We start from the raw sequence: 15,951 nt of genomic DNA, 5'->3' as shown, positions 1-15,951 counted from the left end.
AGTGCGGGCTACGAGTAGGAATGGCTGAGGACCGCCATGCCGGATCTCTCCGGACCCGCGTATGACTAGGCACTCGCACCTCGAACCCCACGAGGCACGACTGCCCAAGTCATACCGACACTGCTGAGCCTCGCGCGCCTCCGCCTCCCGCTACATAGTGTGCTGTCGAAAACTTAACTGCTAACTGCAACAAACTGAAGTTGACGAAACTGCATAACCGCAACGAATCAACGATTGCGCATTACTAGATTGGCCAGTCGTACGTCACGTTTGCGTGGACTTAACGCCGTTGCGTTGACATTCAGAAGTAGCCATCTCGATTAAGGAACGACGGCTGCTGATTAATTTAGACCTTTGTCGAATCAACGTTAGGTTATTATGATACCGCCGCAAGTTGTCCAGTTAAGCACTTGAGATGGTCTACAATAGTGTCTGCTTGCACATTGTGAGATGCAGGTAAGCGGCTAGGTGGATGCTGTGTCGCGATAATTGGTGGTTGTTGATGAACTTCCAACAACCGCCAATTATCGGGGACGAATCTAAGACTCGCACGGGTTTTGGCGAGGCTTAGATTCGAGGTTTGAGACCGCTCTTTGGCTCAAACCGGCCCCACAGCAGGAACCTAGTCGCTTACCGGAATCGCCAGCTCACGCAAATCACCGCAATTCACAAACTGAACAGCAGAATGCTTACGCTGGATACAAACGACAGTCATAGCTTGCACCACAGTAACGCACCATGTAAAATGTAACCGACGTGATGACGCAGGTGAAGATGAAAAGGACCGATAAGGATGACACTTGAACTGACAACGGCAAGGTTGAAGTTGCGACCGTTTGTAGAATCGGATTTGAACGATTATTTCGAAATTGTGAAGAATCAGCAAAGTGCGAAAGCGGCTGGGTTTCAGTATGCGCGAAACTTGGAGGACGCTCACTATTTGCTGAAACAAACGATGCGGCAGGGCTTTGTGTTGGCGGTGGTTGAACGAACGACGGCTCGGGTGATTGGTAGCATCGGCTTTTATGACCGGATTACTTCTGAAGGTGATGTTTCTGATCAGGAATGTGATTTGGGGTACGTGTTAAATGAAGCTTACTGGGGTCACGGCTATATGACGGAAGCCGGGCAAGCGCTGATTCACGCGGTATTTGATCGTCAACTATTCAGTGTGATCTGGGCAAGTTTTCTGAAAACGAACGCGCAATCACAACGCGTGCTGGTCAAACTGGGCTTCCATTACGTTGATGAATTTCAACACCCACAAAATGCGCTGTATCAACCCGGCCAGACCGAAGTGATCTATCAGCTGGTTCGGGCTTAAGCTGAGATTCTTACCCAATTCTAACCTTGGTCGGTGACGAAACGGTTGCAATGCCTCACCGAGGGGAGTAATATGGGTAGCGTTAAAAGAAGAGGTGCGATGTTCAAGAGTCGCTGCTGTGAAGTCCATCAGGATTGACGATCAGTAGTTAAAGGGGACGTTGCCGAAGCTAGGGTACGCTGATGAGTACGCTGGTTGGGACCTGTCTTAAGAGGGCAGGAACTGTCGCAACGATGTGTTGCGGAGCGCTTCCTACGTTAGATGAAACGATGAATTTAAGTCGGGTCTTCTCGCAGGTGTGTGCTTGTGAGGAGGCCCTTTTAAGTTGAAATTGGGCACCTCATGATCAAAATAACCGTAGATCAATGATAGAAAGTGAGTGTGCAAAATGGCAGAGCAACAAACAAACGACCATGAAGTGAAGCGTGAACTCAAGACGCGTCACCTCTCAATGATTGCGTTAGGGGGAAGTATTGGGACCGGGCTTTTCGTTGCCAGTGGGTCCGCAATTTCAACCGCCGGACCTGGTGGCGGCTTAGTTGCTACATCGCCTTAGGGTCATGGTTTACTTCCTGATGACGAGTTTGGGTGAAATGGCAACTAATATGCCAGTTTCCGGGTCGTTTGCGACCTATTCAACCAAGTATGTCGATCCCGCGTTGGGATTTGCGATGGGCTGGAACTACTGGTTTAACTGGGCAATCACGTTAGCGGTGGATATTAGTACCGCCGCTTTGGTGATGAAGTTCTGGTTGCCGGATATTCCGGGGTGGATCTGGAGTGTGGCGGTCTTAGTCATCATCTTCATGATCAACGCGTTGACCGTTAAGGCGTTCGGGGAAACCGAGTATTGGATGGCCATGATCAAAGTGGTGACCGTCATCATTTTCTTGATCGTTGGGGTCTTGACCATTTTTGGCATCATGGGTGGTCACGCAACCGGTCTTGAAAACTTTACCTATAAGAAGGCACCGTTCGTCGGTGGCATGCCAGCCATGCTGAGCGTGTTCGTTGTTGCCGGGTTCTCGTTCCAAGGGACTGAATTGGTCGGCATTACGGCTGGTGAATCCGCAACACCTGAAAAGAGTATTCCAAAGGCCATCAACGAAGTATTCTGGCGAATCTTATTGTTCTACATCCTCGCCATCTTCGTGATTGCCTGCTTGATTCCTTACACGAGTCCTGATTTGTTGGGTTCATCAGCAACCGATATTGCCATCAGTCCGTTTACGTTGGTCTTCAAGCGCGCTGGGTTAGCAGCGGCTGCCAGTGTGATGAACGCCGTTATCTTGACGTCCGTGATTTCAGCGGCCAACTCCGGGATGTATGCGTCATCTCGGATGTTGTACTCGTTGTCGTTAGATGGGTACGCACCAACGTATTTCCAACACACAACTAAAAACGGGGTGCCATTGCGCGCCCAAGTTGCCACCACGGTGATTGGGGCGTTGGCCTTCATCACTAGTGTGGCGGGCCCACAAGTTTACACGTGGTTAGTGGCGGCCTCTGGTTTGACCGGCTTCATTGCCTGGTTAGGGATCGCCATCTCCCACTTCCGCTTCCGGCGGGCATTCGTTAAGCAGGGTCATGATTTGAGTGAGTTAAAATACCATGCAAAGTGGTTCCCATTCGGCCCAATCTTGGCCCTCGTCTTGTGTATCTTGGTCATCGCAGGTCAAAATACCACGGCCTTCGCACAGTTTGACTGGGAACAAATCGGCGTCACTTACCTGAGTGTGCCATTGTTCATCGTCTTGTTTGTGTACTATAAGGTTCGCCATCATACCAAGATGGTGCCGTTGGACGAAGTGGACGTAGCGCCACATAAGCGTAAGATGTAACGCATTAAAGTTAAATGAGTTGACGGTGTTGCCTTTCAATGGAGAGGCAGCACCGTTTTTTTTATTGGCGTCAGCAAACCCGGTGATACCAGTCTCTGCAATGAATCAGGGTCCCGTGATTCCATAAAACCCTCATGAGAATGACCACTAGATATTGCATTTCGACCAAGTGATGATACAATGGATAGTGCTGATTTTTGAAGTTGAAGTTAAAGGAGAAATTATCTGATGATCGTACTATCTGGCACCATCGGCGCTGGTAAAACCAGCCTGACCAACTTATTGGCGGATCACTTAAACAAACCGGCCTTTTACGAGTCCGTAGAAGACAACGAGATTTTACCGTTGTTTTATCAGAATCCCAAAAAATACGGCTTTTTGCTCCAAATTTATTTCTTGAACAAACGGCTTGAGAGCATTAAGGAAGCCTTCAAGGATGATGAAACGGTTTTAGACCGGTCAATTTTTGAAGATTCACTGTTATTCAGATTAAACGCTGATTTAGGTCGGGCAACCCAGACTGAAGTCGACATTTATGATTCACTGCTTCAAAACATGATGGAAGAACTGCCAGATACGCCACACAAGAAGAACCCAGACCTCTTGATCCACATCAGTATCTCCTTTGACACCATGTTGTCACGTATCAAGAAGCGCGGCCGGTCATTTGAACAGATCGAACAAGATCCAAGCCTGTACAACTACTACAAGGAATTGGACGAACGCTACATTGATTGGTATAACAACTACGACAAGTCACCTAAGATGATGATCAACGGTGACGAACTCGACTTTGTTGAAGACACAACCGCTCAAAAACGGGTGCTTGAGTTGGTCGATAACAAGATGGCCGAACTCAACCTTTAAACGAGTGCCGGGTGTGGCTTGCTAAATGAAACGAGATATCGTAAACTAAGAGTAGTTCATTAAACGCGATGTGGTTTAAGTAGACGATCAGAGAGACGGGGTATTCTGAAAACCGTTACGTCGAAACTCCGCCACGTCAAAGCGGACAGTTAATCCTGTACGGGTCATCACCGTTACCGATAATTGAGTGTGTAGCAATGGCTACAAACTTGGGTGGTACCGCGAGCTTTCGTCCCAACTTTTTGGGGCGGAAGCTTTTTTTGCGGTCCGATAATACGAGAGGAGATTTACCATGATTGATTTAAAGTTAGTTCGGACACAGCCGGATTTTGTAAAGGAAAAGTTAGCCACGCGGGGTGTTGACGCCGCTGAGATCGATGCATTGCTTGATCTTGACCAACAACGTCGTGACTTAATCGTTAAGTCAGAAACGATGAAGGCTGACCGTAACCAAGTGTCAGACGAAATCTCACAGTTGAAACGTAACAAGGAAGATGCTAGCGACAAGATCAACCAAATGAAGCAAGTGAGTGCCGACATCAAGGCGTTAGACGAACAATTGACTCAGATTGCGGATGACGTTCACGATAAGGCATCACGCTTACCAAACATTCCTAACGACAACGTGCCCGTTGGTTTAACTGAAGACGGCAGTGTTGAATTGCGGAAGTGGGGCGAGATTCCAACGTTTGACTTTGAACCAAAGTCACACTGGGAAATTGGTGAAGCTTTGGGTATCTTAGATTTCGAACGTGGCGCCAAAGTTTCCGGCAGTCGCTTCTTATACTACGTCGGCCAAGGCGCGCGTCTGGAACGGGCCATCTACAACTTCTTCTTGGACGAAAATGAAAAGGCCGGCTTTACGGAAATCTTGCCACCATACATGGTGAACAGTGAGTCCATGTTTGGGACTGGTCAATTCCCTAAGTTTACCGAAGACGTTTATTCATTGAAGGAAGCCGACGAAACGTTGATTCCAACGGCCGAAGTGCCATTGGTTAACTTCTACCGCGATGAAGTGATTGACGATACCAAGTTACCGGTTAAGTTTACCGCCTTGTCACCAGCCTTCCGTTCAGAAGCCGGGAGTGCCGGTCGTGATACCCGGGGCTTGATCCGGTTACACCAATTTAACAAGGTTGAAATGGTGCAATTCACGAAGCCTGAACAATCATGGGATGCGTTGGAAAAGATGACCAACCATGCCGAAGACTTGTTGAAGAAGTTAGGCTTGGCCCACCACGTGATCACCTTGACCACTGGCGACATGAGCTTTACGGCTGCCATGACGCATGACTTGGAAGTTTGGTTACCATTCCAAGACAAATACCGTGAAATCTCAAGTTGTTCAAACTGTACCGACTTCCAAGCACGTCGGGCACACATCCAATACCGTGACGAAAACGGTAAGCTCCAGTACGTTCACACCTTGAACGGTTCCGGCTTAGCCGTTGGCCGGACGGTCGCTGCCGTTGGAAACTACCAAAACGCAGACGGCACGGTTAACATTCCAGAAGCCCTCCAACCATACATGGGTGGGCAAACGGTTATTAAGTAACCTACTATAGTAAGTTAAATTAAATCGTCTATTGATCGTCACCTCATGATGTTTTATGAGGTGGCGATTTTTTATGCTTACGTTTGTGTCCAGCGTAAGCATTCTGCCGTTCAGTTTGTGAAGTGTGTTGATTTGCTTGGACTGTCGATTCCGGTCAGCGGCTAGGTTCCTGCTGTGGGGCCGGTCTGAGCCGAAGGGCGGTCTCAGACCTCGAAGTTAAGACTCGCCAAAACCCACGCGAGTCTTAACTTCGTCCCCGATAATTGGCGGTTGTCGGAAGAACACCAACAACCACCAATTATCGCGACACAGCATCCACCTAGCCGCCAACCGAAATCTTACATTGGCGCAATTCGGCACTATTGTAGACCATCTCAAATGCATAACCGCACAACTTAATGGCGTTATATGGCGTTATCGCAACAATTGACGTTGATTCGACAACCGCCAAAATAAAGCAGTAGTTACTGTTTCATAATCGGCCGGGTGAATGTCACTGCAGCTACATCAGATTCAGGATATACCTGATAGATTTAGTATTGCGCAATCGTTGGTGCATTGTGGTTATTGAACATTGACCACAGTCGTTTTTACAGTTGTTTAGTTTCTATCCAGCGTTGCCATTACGCTGTTTCGTCAACTTCAGATTGCTGCAGTTAACAGTTAAGTTACTGACAGCGCACCATGTAGCGGGAGGCGGAGGTGCGCGGAGCTCAGCAGTGTCGGTATGACTTAGGCAGTCGTGCCCCGTGGGCTTCGGGGTGCGAGTGCCTTATGTCATACGCGAGACGGAGGAGATCCGGCATGGGCGGTTTTCAGCCCATTCCTAGCTCCGGAGAGCCGCTGCGTTCCAGCTCCGCATAGTGCCAGAGCCTCCCGCGGCATCCTCCCACTATAGAAAATTAGAATCGCTTCACAAACTAAACATGCTTACGCTGGACACAAGCGGCAGTGTACCCGAATACATGTTTATGTACTTTAACTCTCAACTTATGCATAAAGCGGAAACGCGTCGCAGAACAGGTATAACTTGCCAAGAAAGCCGTAGTAGGGGGTTTTGCAAAAAAATCGAAGAAATTGCAAAAAGGGTAGCTTTTTTCTGCCAAAGCGTGTAATATAGTTCTTGCGGTTGAGTTACCGGGGCTTACGAGCTCTAACCGCTAAACATTAAGTTGAAAAAGTTGTTGACAGCTAATCAACGAAATGTTAAACTAATAAAGTTGTGTGAGACATAAAGATTGCATAACTATTCATCTTAATTAAAAAAGATGTTGACATCAATTTGATAAGATGATAAAATTTAGTAGTTGTTTCGAGAGGTCGATCATTAAATGGTCCTGCCTTTATGAGCACTATGGAGGATTAGCTCAGTTGGGAGAGCGTCTGCCTTACAAGCAGAGGGTCACAGGTTCGAGCCCTGTATCCTCCATTGAGCCGTTAGCTCAGTTGGTAGAGCATCTGACTTTTAATCAGAGGGTCGACAGTTCGAGACTGTCACGGCTCATTATCCAGTACACCATGCGGGTGTGGCGGAACTGGCAGACGCGCTAGATTTAGGTTCTAGTGTCTTACGACGTGGGGGTTCGAGTCCCTTCACCCGCATTAATTAAATAATAATTTCACTTTCGCCGACTTAGCTCAGTTGGCAGAGCATCTCACTAGTAATGAGGAGGTCGGAGGTTCGAATCCTCTAGTCGGCATTTGTGCGGAAGTAGTTCAGTGGTAGAACATCACCTTGCCATGGTGGGGGTCGCGGGTTCGAATCCCGTCTTCCGCTTTTTATTAAGTAAAAAGCGTCTTTTCTTGCCGGGGTGGCGGAATTGGCAGACGCACAGGACTTAAAATCCTGCGGTTAGTGATAACCGTACCGGTTCGATCCCGGTCCTCGGCATTTACATTTTAATATTATTATGCACCCATAGCGCAACTGGATAGAGTGTCTGACTACGAATCAGAAGGTTGTAGGTTCGACTCCTACTGGGTGCATTTTTTTGTATCTACAAACGATAACGGGAAGTAGCTCAGCTTGGTAGAGCACTACGTTCGGGACGTAGGGGTCGCAGGTTCAAATCCTGTTTTCCCGATACGTTACCGTAAAGCGATCAGTCATTGACTGGTCGCTTTTTCGTTTCTATCGGCTGCGCTATATGAACAACTGATTAAAACTCACTTGACAATCTCATGACAGGCGATTATGGTAAAGCCTAAACCTAAGCTAACTTAAGCCAGTTGCCAGTTCGTGACAGTCAGTGATCTATCGTTCCGTTTAAGCTGAATTAATGACAATAAATCCCATCAATTCACGGCTTTCAGTAGTCAGAATAAGGGGTTCTGGCCTATAATATAGGTAGTAATCGGTTTTCGGGTCCAACCGCAACGTAGAGGACGGCCCCTTTAATTACCAAAGAAATTTAAATTTAAGGTTAATACTTTGCTTTTTGGCTAAAGATTCGTATAATAAAAGTCAACATTAGTCAAAGTAGATTGCTGAGTTGGTGAATGGAGGGATAACGTGCAAAATCAAAATATTTCCGATATTATCGAAAAGTACCTCAAACAGATTCTGTCGGATACGGAGCACGTAGAAATTCGCCGATCTGAGGTTGCGGACCTCTTTAATGTGGTACCTTCTCAGATTAATTACGTGATCAAAACGCGCTTTACATTATCAAATGGGTATTTAGTTGAAAGCAAGCGTGGCGGTGGCGGCTATATTCGAATAGAGAAGGTCAACTTGTTAGATGATACGGACGTGTTGGACTCTTTAATTGAAACGATTGGTGATTCAATTGGGCAACGCGATGGTTACGCTGTCGTGCAGGGTCTTTATGAAAGTGGCGTCATTGGTCGGCGTGAAGCCAACATCATCTTGACGATCATGAATAAGGACACCCTTCAAATGGAAAACCGAGCACAAGAAAACGGCTTACGAGCGCGGATCTTAGTGAGCATCCTAAAGCATTTGCGTTACGAGAGCTAAGAAAGTGAGGAATTGATATGGATAATCTTTTTACCCCAAGTGCGAAGAGCGTATTGGCATTAGCTCAAGAGCAAGCCAAATTTTTCAAGCACCAAGCGGTAGGTACGGAACACTTACTCTTAGCGCTCACGATTGAGAAGAACGGGATCGCCAACAAGGTGTTGCAACAGTTCTCAATCAGCGAAGACGATGTGCGTGAAGAAATCGAACGGTTTACCGGTTACGGCACTTTAGGCAACGTTGATAAGGATACTTACCTCCCATATTCACCAAAGGCCAAGGACATGCTGTCCGTTGCTGGTGAAGAGGCAAAGCGAATCGGTGCGACTAAGATTGGTACTGAACACCTATTACTTGCGCTACTGAGTGATGAAACCATCTTATCCTCACGTATTTTAATGAATTTAAACATTGACCTCGGCCAAGCACGCAAGGTGATTTTGCGGAAGCTCGGCGTTAGTGAAACTCAAGATAAGCGGCGCAACCCACGCGCTCGCAAGCAACAAGGCGGCACCCCAACTCTGGATTCGTTGGCTCGGGATTTGACCCAATTGGCCAAAGATGATCGAATGGATCCAACGGTTGGCCGGAACAAGGAAGTTCGGCGTGTGATTCAGATTCTGAGTCGGCGGACCAAAAACAACCCTGTGTTGATCGGCGAACCCGGTGTCGGGAAAACGGCGATTGCTGAAGGGCTTGCCCAACGGATCGTTGCTGGTGACGTTCCAGAAGATATGCAGCAAAAACGGCTGATGGCTCTTGATATGGGGTCGTTGGTTGCTGGGACTAAGTACCGTGGTGAATTCGAAGACCGGTTGAAGAAGGTTATCGAAGAAATTTATAACGATGGCCAAGTCATCCTGTTTATCGACGAATTACACACTTTGATCGGTGCCGGTGGTGCTGAAGGTGCCATTGACGCTTCAAACATCTTGAAACCCGCTCTAGCACGTGGCGAACTTCAAACCATTGGGGCAACCACGCTGGATGAGTATCAAAAATACATCGAATCTGACGCAGCGTTGGAACGCCGATTTGCGACCGTGCAAGTGGACGAACCAACTGAAGACGAAACGATTGAAATTTTGAAGGGCTTGCGGCCACGTTACGAGGAACACCACCACGCCAACATTTCAGATGAGGCGCTTGAACAAGCCGTCAAGTTATCTACTCGCTACATTACGGATCGGTTCTTACCTGATAAGGCCATTGACCTGATGGATGAAGCAGCTGCTAAAGTGCGGATCAGTCAAATGGATCAACCATCAGCAAAGTCAAAGCAAGAAGCGAAGTTAGCGGAATTAGCTGACCAGCGCGAAGCTGCTATCTTAGACCAACGATTTGAAGAAGCCGCTGATCTGAGAGAACAAGAAATTGCGCTGAAAGCGAAGCTCGATAAGAAAGCCAAGAAGAAGGCTGAAAGTGATCAACAGTATGACTTAAACGTCACTGGCGAAGACGTTGCCGAAGTTGTTTCTGACTGGACTGGGGTACCAACGACCCAATTGCAACGGACTGAACAGGAACGTTTGATTAACTTGGAAAACATCTTGCATAAGCGGGTTGTGGGCCAAGAAGAAGCCGTTTCTGCAGTCTCACGGGCAATTCGGCGGGCTCGGAGTGGGTTGAAAGATCCAAACCGGCCAATTGGTTCATTCATGTTCTTAGGCCCGACTGGGGTTGGGAAAACGGAATTGGCTAAGGCTCTTGCTGAAGCGATGTTTGGTTCGGAAGATAACATTATCCGGGTCGACATGAGTGAATACATGGAGAAGTACTCAACGAGTCGATTGATTGGCTCGGCACCAGGGTACGTTGGCTATGATGAAGGTGGCCAATTAACTGAAAAGGTTCGTCAAAAGCCTTACTCAGTCGTTCTCTTTGATGAAGTTGAAAAGGCGCATCCAGACGTCTTTAACCTGTTACTGCAAGTCCTTGATGATGGTTACTTGACTGATTCTAAGGGTCGCAAAGTGGATTTCCGAAACACCATCTTGATTATGACCTCTAACTTGGGGGCAACTCGCCTTCGGGACGAAAAGACGGTTGGATTTGGTGCCGAAGATCATGCCGAAGACTACAAAGCCATGGCAGCCACGATTCGTGAAACCTTGAAGCAATCATTCCGGCCAGAGTTCTTGAACCGGATCGATGAAATCGTGGTCTTCCACGCCCTCGTTAAGAAGGAACTTCACCAAATCGTGAAGTTGATGGCTAAGACGGTGATCAAGCGGATCAGCGATCAAGGTATCAAGGTTAAGGTAACGCCAGCTGCTATCGACGTGATTGCCGATGCTGGTTTTGACCCTGAGTATGGTGCACGACCAATTCGTCGGGCCCTCCAGACGAAGATTGAAGACCGGTTGAGTGAAGCATTGCTCTCCGGCGAAATCAAAGCGGGGAACCAAGTCACGCTTGGTGCAACCAAGGGTGAGATTACCGTGAACGTGAAACAAGAGACTGAAAAGCCGGTTGAGAAGAGTCAGCCGGTTGGAACCAAGTAAGTTAAATAGATTATAGTAGAAGCAATTTCACTTTGGTGGGGTTGCTTCTTTTGTGTCTAACGTAAGTGTTGGCTGTTTGCATCGCTTCGCTCGCCAAAGCCGCACGAAAACCGGCGCTCTCAGCTACAAAATTCGGCGCCAATTAAACTGTTATTTCTAGGGTTTCTGAAGATGTAGCACTTGTCAGCCGCGCGCTTTTTGGCCACCACGCCGAATAGTGCTGCACGAGACTGAGAGCTGCATGTAAGGGCACTTCGATAAAACCGCCAGGCCCGGGCGCTTTCACCGAAGTGCCCTTACATTACGCTCTCAACCCGTCTCGCTCCGCACACTGGCCGTTTCGTTTACAAGGTTAATATGGTAGACTATTAATCGACAAAAAGTAGTTGGTATGAGAAAGGATCGTTCAATTGAAGCGAGAGGAACAGTTAGCACAGACCCGCCAGGCCATTCTTGATGCAGCGCGGGAATTATTTTTATCCAAGGGGTTCCAAGAAACCTCAACCCGAGACATTGCCAAAGCGGTGGGGATTACTCAACCGGCGCTGTACCATCACTTTGACGATAAAGAAGTGATTTTCTTGCAGGTGATTCAAACGGTAGGGGCATCGATCAAAGAACGGATCGATGCAATTAATGCACAACAGACGACGTTATCACCAGAAGATCGGTTAATGCAGATTACGCAGGTGTTGACAGATGCCCATCCGCGAGACATTTTTACGGTGATCCACTCTAGTTTTGCGTATCTAAAACCAGCGCACCAAGGACGGCTCGGCATGCTGTTTCAAACGGATTATCTAACACCGATCACCACGTTCTTTGAAAGCGAAGATGTTACCCTTCGAAAACGTTGACCGCAACGGAGGCGGCTTCGTTTTATATGACGAGCCTTAGCCCGCTGTTCAGCCGGTTTCATCAAATCGGTGGTTCGGACTTATCGGAAGAGGCCCGCATTCGATTGTTATTGGATATGATTTTGCACGGCGTTGTTGATTAAGACCAATTTAGGCGTAATGTGAGCAACAGCCTTGACAAGCACAATTGAAGTGCGTATACTAATCAGCAGTATGGAACTGTGAACTGAAATGATTCGTCACGATCTATTGTCCGCGGCGGGTCTCATAAAAACCAAAAGCAAACAGAATCGGTTTGTTTTTGGATTTTTTTTGCCAAAAAACCGGTTAGAAATCGTTTTCTTTGAAAATGTAATCTAATTGTAATATTTGGATTCAGTTCGCTGAATAAACTGGAGAGGTGAACAACTTGGCAGGACACTTGGTTAAATATGGCAAGCACCGGACCCGACGAAGCTACGCACGGATTAAGGAAGTATTGGATTTACCTAACTTGATCGAAATCCAAAAGAATTCGTACCAATGGTTTCTAGATGAAGGGCTGCGCGAAATGTTCGATGACATTATGCCTATCGAAGATTTCCAAGGGAACCTTTCATTAGAGTTCGTTGATTATCAATTACTAGAACCAAAATATACCGTTGATGAAGCACGAGAACACGATGCAAACTACTCAGCACCACTACACGTCACGTTGCGCTTGACGAACCATGAAACTGGCGAAATCAAGTCACAAGACGTTTTCTTTGGGGATTTCCCACTGATGACGGAACAAGGGACGTTTATTATTAATGGTGCCGAACGGGTTATCGTATCGCAATTAGTTCGTTCCCCTGGTGTTTATTATAATGAAGAAACTGATAAGAACGGTCGGACGGTTTACGGTGCCACTGTGATTCCTAACCGAGGTGCTTGGTTGGAATTTGAAACCGACGCTAAGGGCCTCTCTTACGTTCGTATCGACCGGACGCGGAAGATTCCAATGTCAGAACTTGTTCGGGCATTGGGCTTCGGCTCTGACGATGAAATCATCAAGATGTTCGGTGACAACGACAGTTTGATGGCAACTCTTGAAAAAGATGTTCACAAGAACACCGACGATTCACGAGTTGAAGAAGCGTTGAAGGATATCTACGAACGCTTGCGGCCAGGTGAACCTAAGACCGCTGACTCTTCACGGAGTCTGTTGACCGCTCGTTTCTTTGATCCTAAGCGTTATGACATGGCACCAGTTGGCCGTTACAAGACTAACAAGAAGTTAGTTTTGAAGAACCGCTTACTGGGCTTGACCTTAGCTGAAACCTTAGCTGATCCTGAGACTGCGAAGTTTTGGCACAAAAGGGCGATATCTTAGATAAGGATCGTTTGAAGACGTTGTCACCTTACTTAGATCGTGATGACTTCAAGACGGTGACTTACACGCCATCTGATGAAGCGGTTGTGACTGAACCAGTTACGCTGCAAACCATCATGGTTGAATCACCAGACGATCCAGAACGTGCCATTCCAGTTATTGGCGATGGCCATATTGATCTCAAATACAAGCACATTACCCCAGCCGATATCTTAGCTGCTGTTAACTACTTCTTCAACTTACAAGAAGGCGTTGGTAACACCGATGATATCGATCACTTGGGTAACCGTCGGATTCGTTCCGTTGGTGAATTGTTGCAAAACCAATTCCGGATCGGGTTATCCCGGATGGAACGGGTTGTTCGGGAACGGATGTCAATTCAAGACGCCTCAACCGTAACACCACAACAATTGATCAATATTCGGCCAGTTGTTGCTTCAATCAAGGAATTCTTTGGGTCATCACAACTGTCACAATTCATGGACCAAACCAACCCATTGGGTGAATTAACGCATAAGCGTCGGTTATCTGCCCTTGGACCTGGTGGTTTGACTCGTGACCGTGCCGGTTATGAAGTTCGTGACGTGCACTACACCCACTACGGTCGGATGTGCCCAATCGAAACGCCTGAAGGCCCTAACATTGGTTGATCAACAGTTTGTCTTCTTACGCTCGGATCAACAAGTATGGCTTTATCGAAACGCCATACCGTCGTGTTTCTTGGGAATCTCACAAGGTTACCGATAAGATCGACTACTTGACCGCTGACGAAGAAGATAACTACGTTGTGGCACAAGCAAACTCACCATTGAATGATGATGGTTCATTTGTGAACGACGTTGTTATGGCACGTGCGAAGTCTGAAAACATTGAAACCGGGATCGACGCTGTCGATTACATGGACGTTTCGCCTAAGCAAGTTGTGTCAGTCGCTACGGCCTGCATTCCTTTCTTGGAAAACGATGACTCCAACCGGGCTTTGATGGGTGCCAACATGATGCGTCAAGCCGTTCCTTTGTTGGATCCTCACTCTCCATTAGTTGGGACTGGGATCGAATACAAAGCTGCGCATGACTCTGGTGTTGCCTTGATCAGCAAGCACGATGGGACTGTTGAATACGTCGATGCACGTGAAATTCGTGTTCGTCGTGAAGACGGTGCCTTAGACACTTACAAGTTAATGAAGTTCCAACGTTCTAACGGTGGTAAGAACTACAACCAACGGCCAATCGTTAAAGTGGGCGACCACGTTGATAACGACGAAGTCTTGGCTGATGGCCCATCAATGGAAGATGGCGAATTGGCCTTAGGTCAAAACCCATTAGTTGCCTTCATGACTTGGCAAGGTTACAACTTCGAAGATGCCATCGGGATCAACGAACGCCTTGTTAAGGATGACGTTTACACGTCGATCCATATTGAAGAATACGAATCAGAAGCCCGGGATACGAAACTCGGACCTGAGGAAATCACGCGTGAAATTCCTAACGTTGGTGAAGATGCTTTGAAGAACCTCGATGAAGAGGGGATCATTCGTATCGGTGCCGAAGTTCATGATGGTGACATCTTAGTTGGTAAGGTAACGCCTAAGGGTGTGACTGAATTATCAGCCGAAGAACGTCTGTTACACGCAATCTTTGGTGAAAAGGCCCGTGAAGTTCGGGATACGTCACTTAAGGTGCCTCATGGTGGCGGCGGAATCATCCAAAACGTCCGGATCTTCACTCGTGAAAACGGTGATGAATTGTCTCCTGGCGTTAACATGATGGTTCGGGTCTACATCGCTCAAAAGCGTAAGTTGCAAGTCGGTGATAAGATGGCCGGTCGTCATGGGAACAAAGGGACCGTTTCAATCGTGATCCCTCAAGAAGATATGCCTTACATGCCAGATGGTACCCCAATCGATATCATGTTGAGCCCAATGGGTGTGCCTTCCCGGATGAACATCGGGCAAGTGCTCGAAATTCACTTAGGGATGGCTGCTCGTAAGTTAGGTATCCACGTATCAACCTGTCTTTGATGGTGCGCAAGATGAAGATATCTGGGCAGCTGTTAAGGAAGCCGGGATGGCGGACGATGCTAAGACCGTTCTTTACGATGGTCGGACCGGTGAAGCATTTGACAAGCGGGTTGCCGTTGGTGTCATGCACTACATGAAGTTGGCCCACATGGTCGACGACAAGATTCATGCCCGTTCAATCGGACCTTACTCACTGGTTACGCAACAACCACTTGGTGGTAAAGCGCAATTTGGTGGCCAACGGTTTGGTGAAATGGAAGTTTGGGCCCTTGAAGCTTACGGTGCTGCGTACACGTTGCAAGAAATCCTGACTTACAAGTCAGATGACGTGGTTGGTCGTGTGAAGACCTACGAAGCCATCGTTAAGGGCGAACCAATTCCAAAGCCTGGTGTGCCTGAATCCTTCCGTGTGTTAGTGAAGGAATTGCAATCACTTGGGTTGGACATGAAGGTCCTTGGTAGTGACAAGCAAGAAATCGAGTTACGTGACATGGACGAAGAAGATGACGACGTGGTTAACGTTGACGCTTTGAGTAAATTCGCGGAACAACAAAAAGAACAAAACAAAGCCGCTGCCGATGCAAAGCAAGCAGCTGCTAAAACGGATGAAGCTAACGCAAAAGACTAATTAAAGGGAGGTCGATCC

The 15,951-nt window shown here is 47.5% G+C and carries 5 protein-coding genes, 8 tRNA genes, 3 pseudogenes and 1 riboswitch; all 16 genes and pseudogenes read left to right on the top strand.

Translation table 11 applies throughout. The annotated features are described in order from the left end of the window. The first annotated feature begins 793 nt into the window (after positions 1 to 793). Entirely contained in the window at positions 794 to 1,324 is a 531-nt protein-coding gene (locus tag JCM2765_RS04155; RefSeq protein ID WP_054734085.1) for a GNAT family N-acetyltransferase, read from the top strand. A gap of 81 nt (positions 1,325 to 1,405) precedes the next feature. Further along, positions 1,406 to 1,583: riboswitch (Lysine riboswitch) on the top strand. Between the two features lie 129 nt (positions 1,584 to 1,712). Next, a pseudogene (locus JCM2765_RS04150) lies at positions 1,713 to 3,165 on the top strand (amino acid permease). A 228-nt stretch (positions 3,166 to 3,393) separates the two neighbouring features. Continuing rightward, on the top strand, positions 3,394 to 4,032 hold the full coding sequence (locus JCM2765_RS04145; protein WP_054734082.1) for a deoxynucleoside kinase: 639 nt from the start codon (positions 3,394 to 3,396) through the stop codon (positions 4,030 to 4,032). Positions 4,033 to 4,324: 292 nt separating this feature from the next. Further along, positions 4,325 to 5,590, top strand: a complete 1,266-nt coding sequence (gene serS / locus JCM2765_RS04140; protein ID WP_054734079.1) for a serine--tRNA ligase — start codon at positions 4,325 to 4,327, stop codon at positions 5,588 to 5,590. Between the two features lie 1,356 nt (positions 5,591 to 6,946). Beyond that, a tRNA-Val gene (locus JCM2765_RS04135) sits at positions 6,947 to 7,019 on the top strand. Positions 7,020 to 7,021: 2 nt separating this feature from the next. After that, a tRNA-Lys gene (locus JCM2765_RS04130) sits at positions 7,022 to 7,094 on the top strand. Between the two features lie 16 nt (positions 7,095 to 7,110). Further along, a tRNA-Leu gene (locus JCM2765_RS04125) sits at positions 7,111 to 7,192 on the top strand. Positions 7,193 to 7,217: 25 nt separating this feature from the next. Beyond that, positions 7,218 to 7,290: transfer RNA gene (locus JCM2765_RS04120), tRNA-Thr, on the top strand. Between the two features lie 5 nt (positions 7,291 to 7,295). After that, positions 7,296 to 7,367: transfer RNA gene (locus JCM2765_RS04115), tRNA-Gly, on the top strand. A 28-nt stretch (positions 7,368 to 7,395) separates the two neighbouring features. Further along, a tRNA-Leu gene (locus JCM2765_RS04110) sits at positions 7,396 to 7,481 on the top strand. 21 nt (positions 7,482 to 7,502) lie between these two features. After that, a tRNA-Arg gene (locus JCM2765_RS04105) sits at positions 7,503 to 7,576 on the top strand. A gap of 24 nt (positions 7,577 to 7,600) precedes the next feature. Continuing rightward, positions 7,601 to 7,674, top strand: a tRNA-Pro gene (locus JCM2765_RS04100). Positions 7,675 to 8,102: 428 nt separating this feature from the next. Next, the gene (locus JCM2765_RS04095; RefSeq protein WP_054734076.1) at positions 8,103 to 8,570 is read left to right on the top strand and encodes a CtsR family transcriptional regulator; all 468 of its coding nucleotides are present in this window, start codon (positions 8,103 to 8,105) and stop codon (positions 8,568 to 8,570) included. 17 nt (positions 8,571 to 8,587) lie between these two features. Further along, the gene (locus JCM2765_RS04090; protein WP_054734074.1) at positions 8,588 to 11,074 is read left to right on the top strand and encodes an ATP-dependent Clp protease ATP-binding subunit; all 2,487 of its coding nucleotides are present in this window, start codon (positions 8,588 to 8,590) and stop codon (positions 11,072 to 11,074) included. Between the two features lie 410 nt (positions 11,075 to 11,484). After that, positions 11,485 to 12,074, top strand: a pseudogene (locus tag JCM2765_RS04085) (TetR/AcrR family transcriptional regulator). Positions 12,075 to 12,340: 266 nt separating this feature from the next. After that, positions 12,341 to 15,933: pseudogene (gene rpoB, locus JCM2765_RS04080) on the top strand (DNA-directed RNA polymerase subunit beta). Positions 15,934 to 15,951: the final 18 nt, after the last annotated feature.

Origin of the sequence: Secundilactobacillus similis DSM 23365 = JCM 2765 (genome assembly GCF_001311075.1) — a bacterium.
Classification (GTDB): domain Bacteria; phylum Bacillota; class Bacilli; order Lactobacillales; family Lactobacillaceae; genus Secundilactobacillus; species Secundilactobacillus similis.
This window is presented reverse-complemented; position numbering and strand designations above follow the sequence as displayed.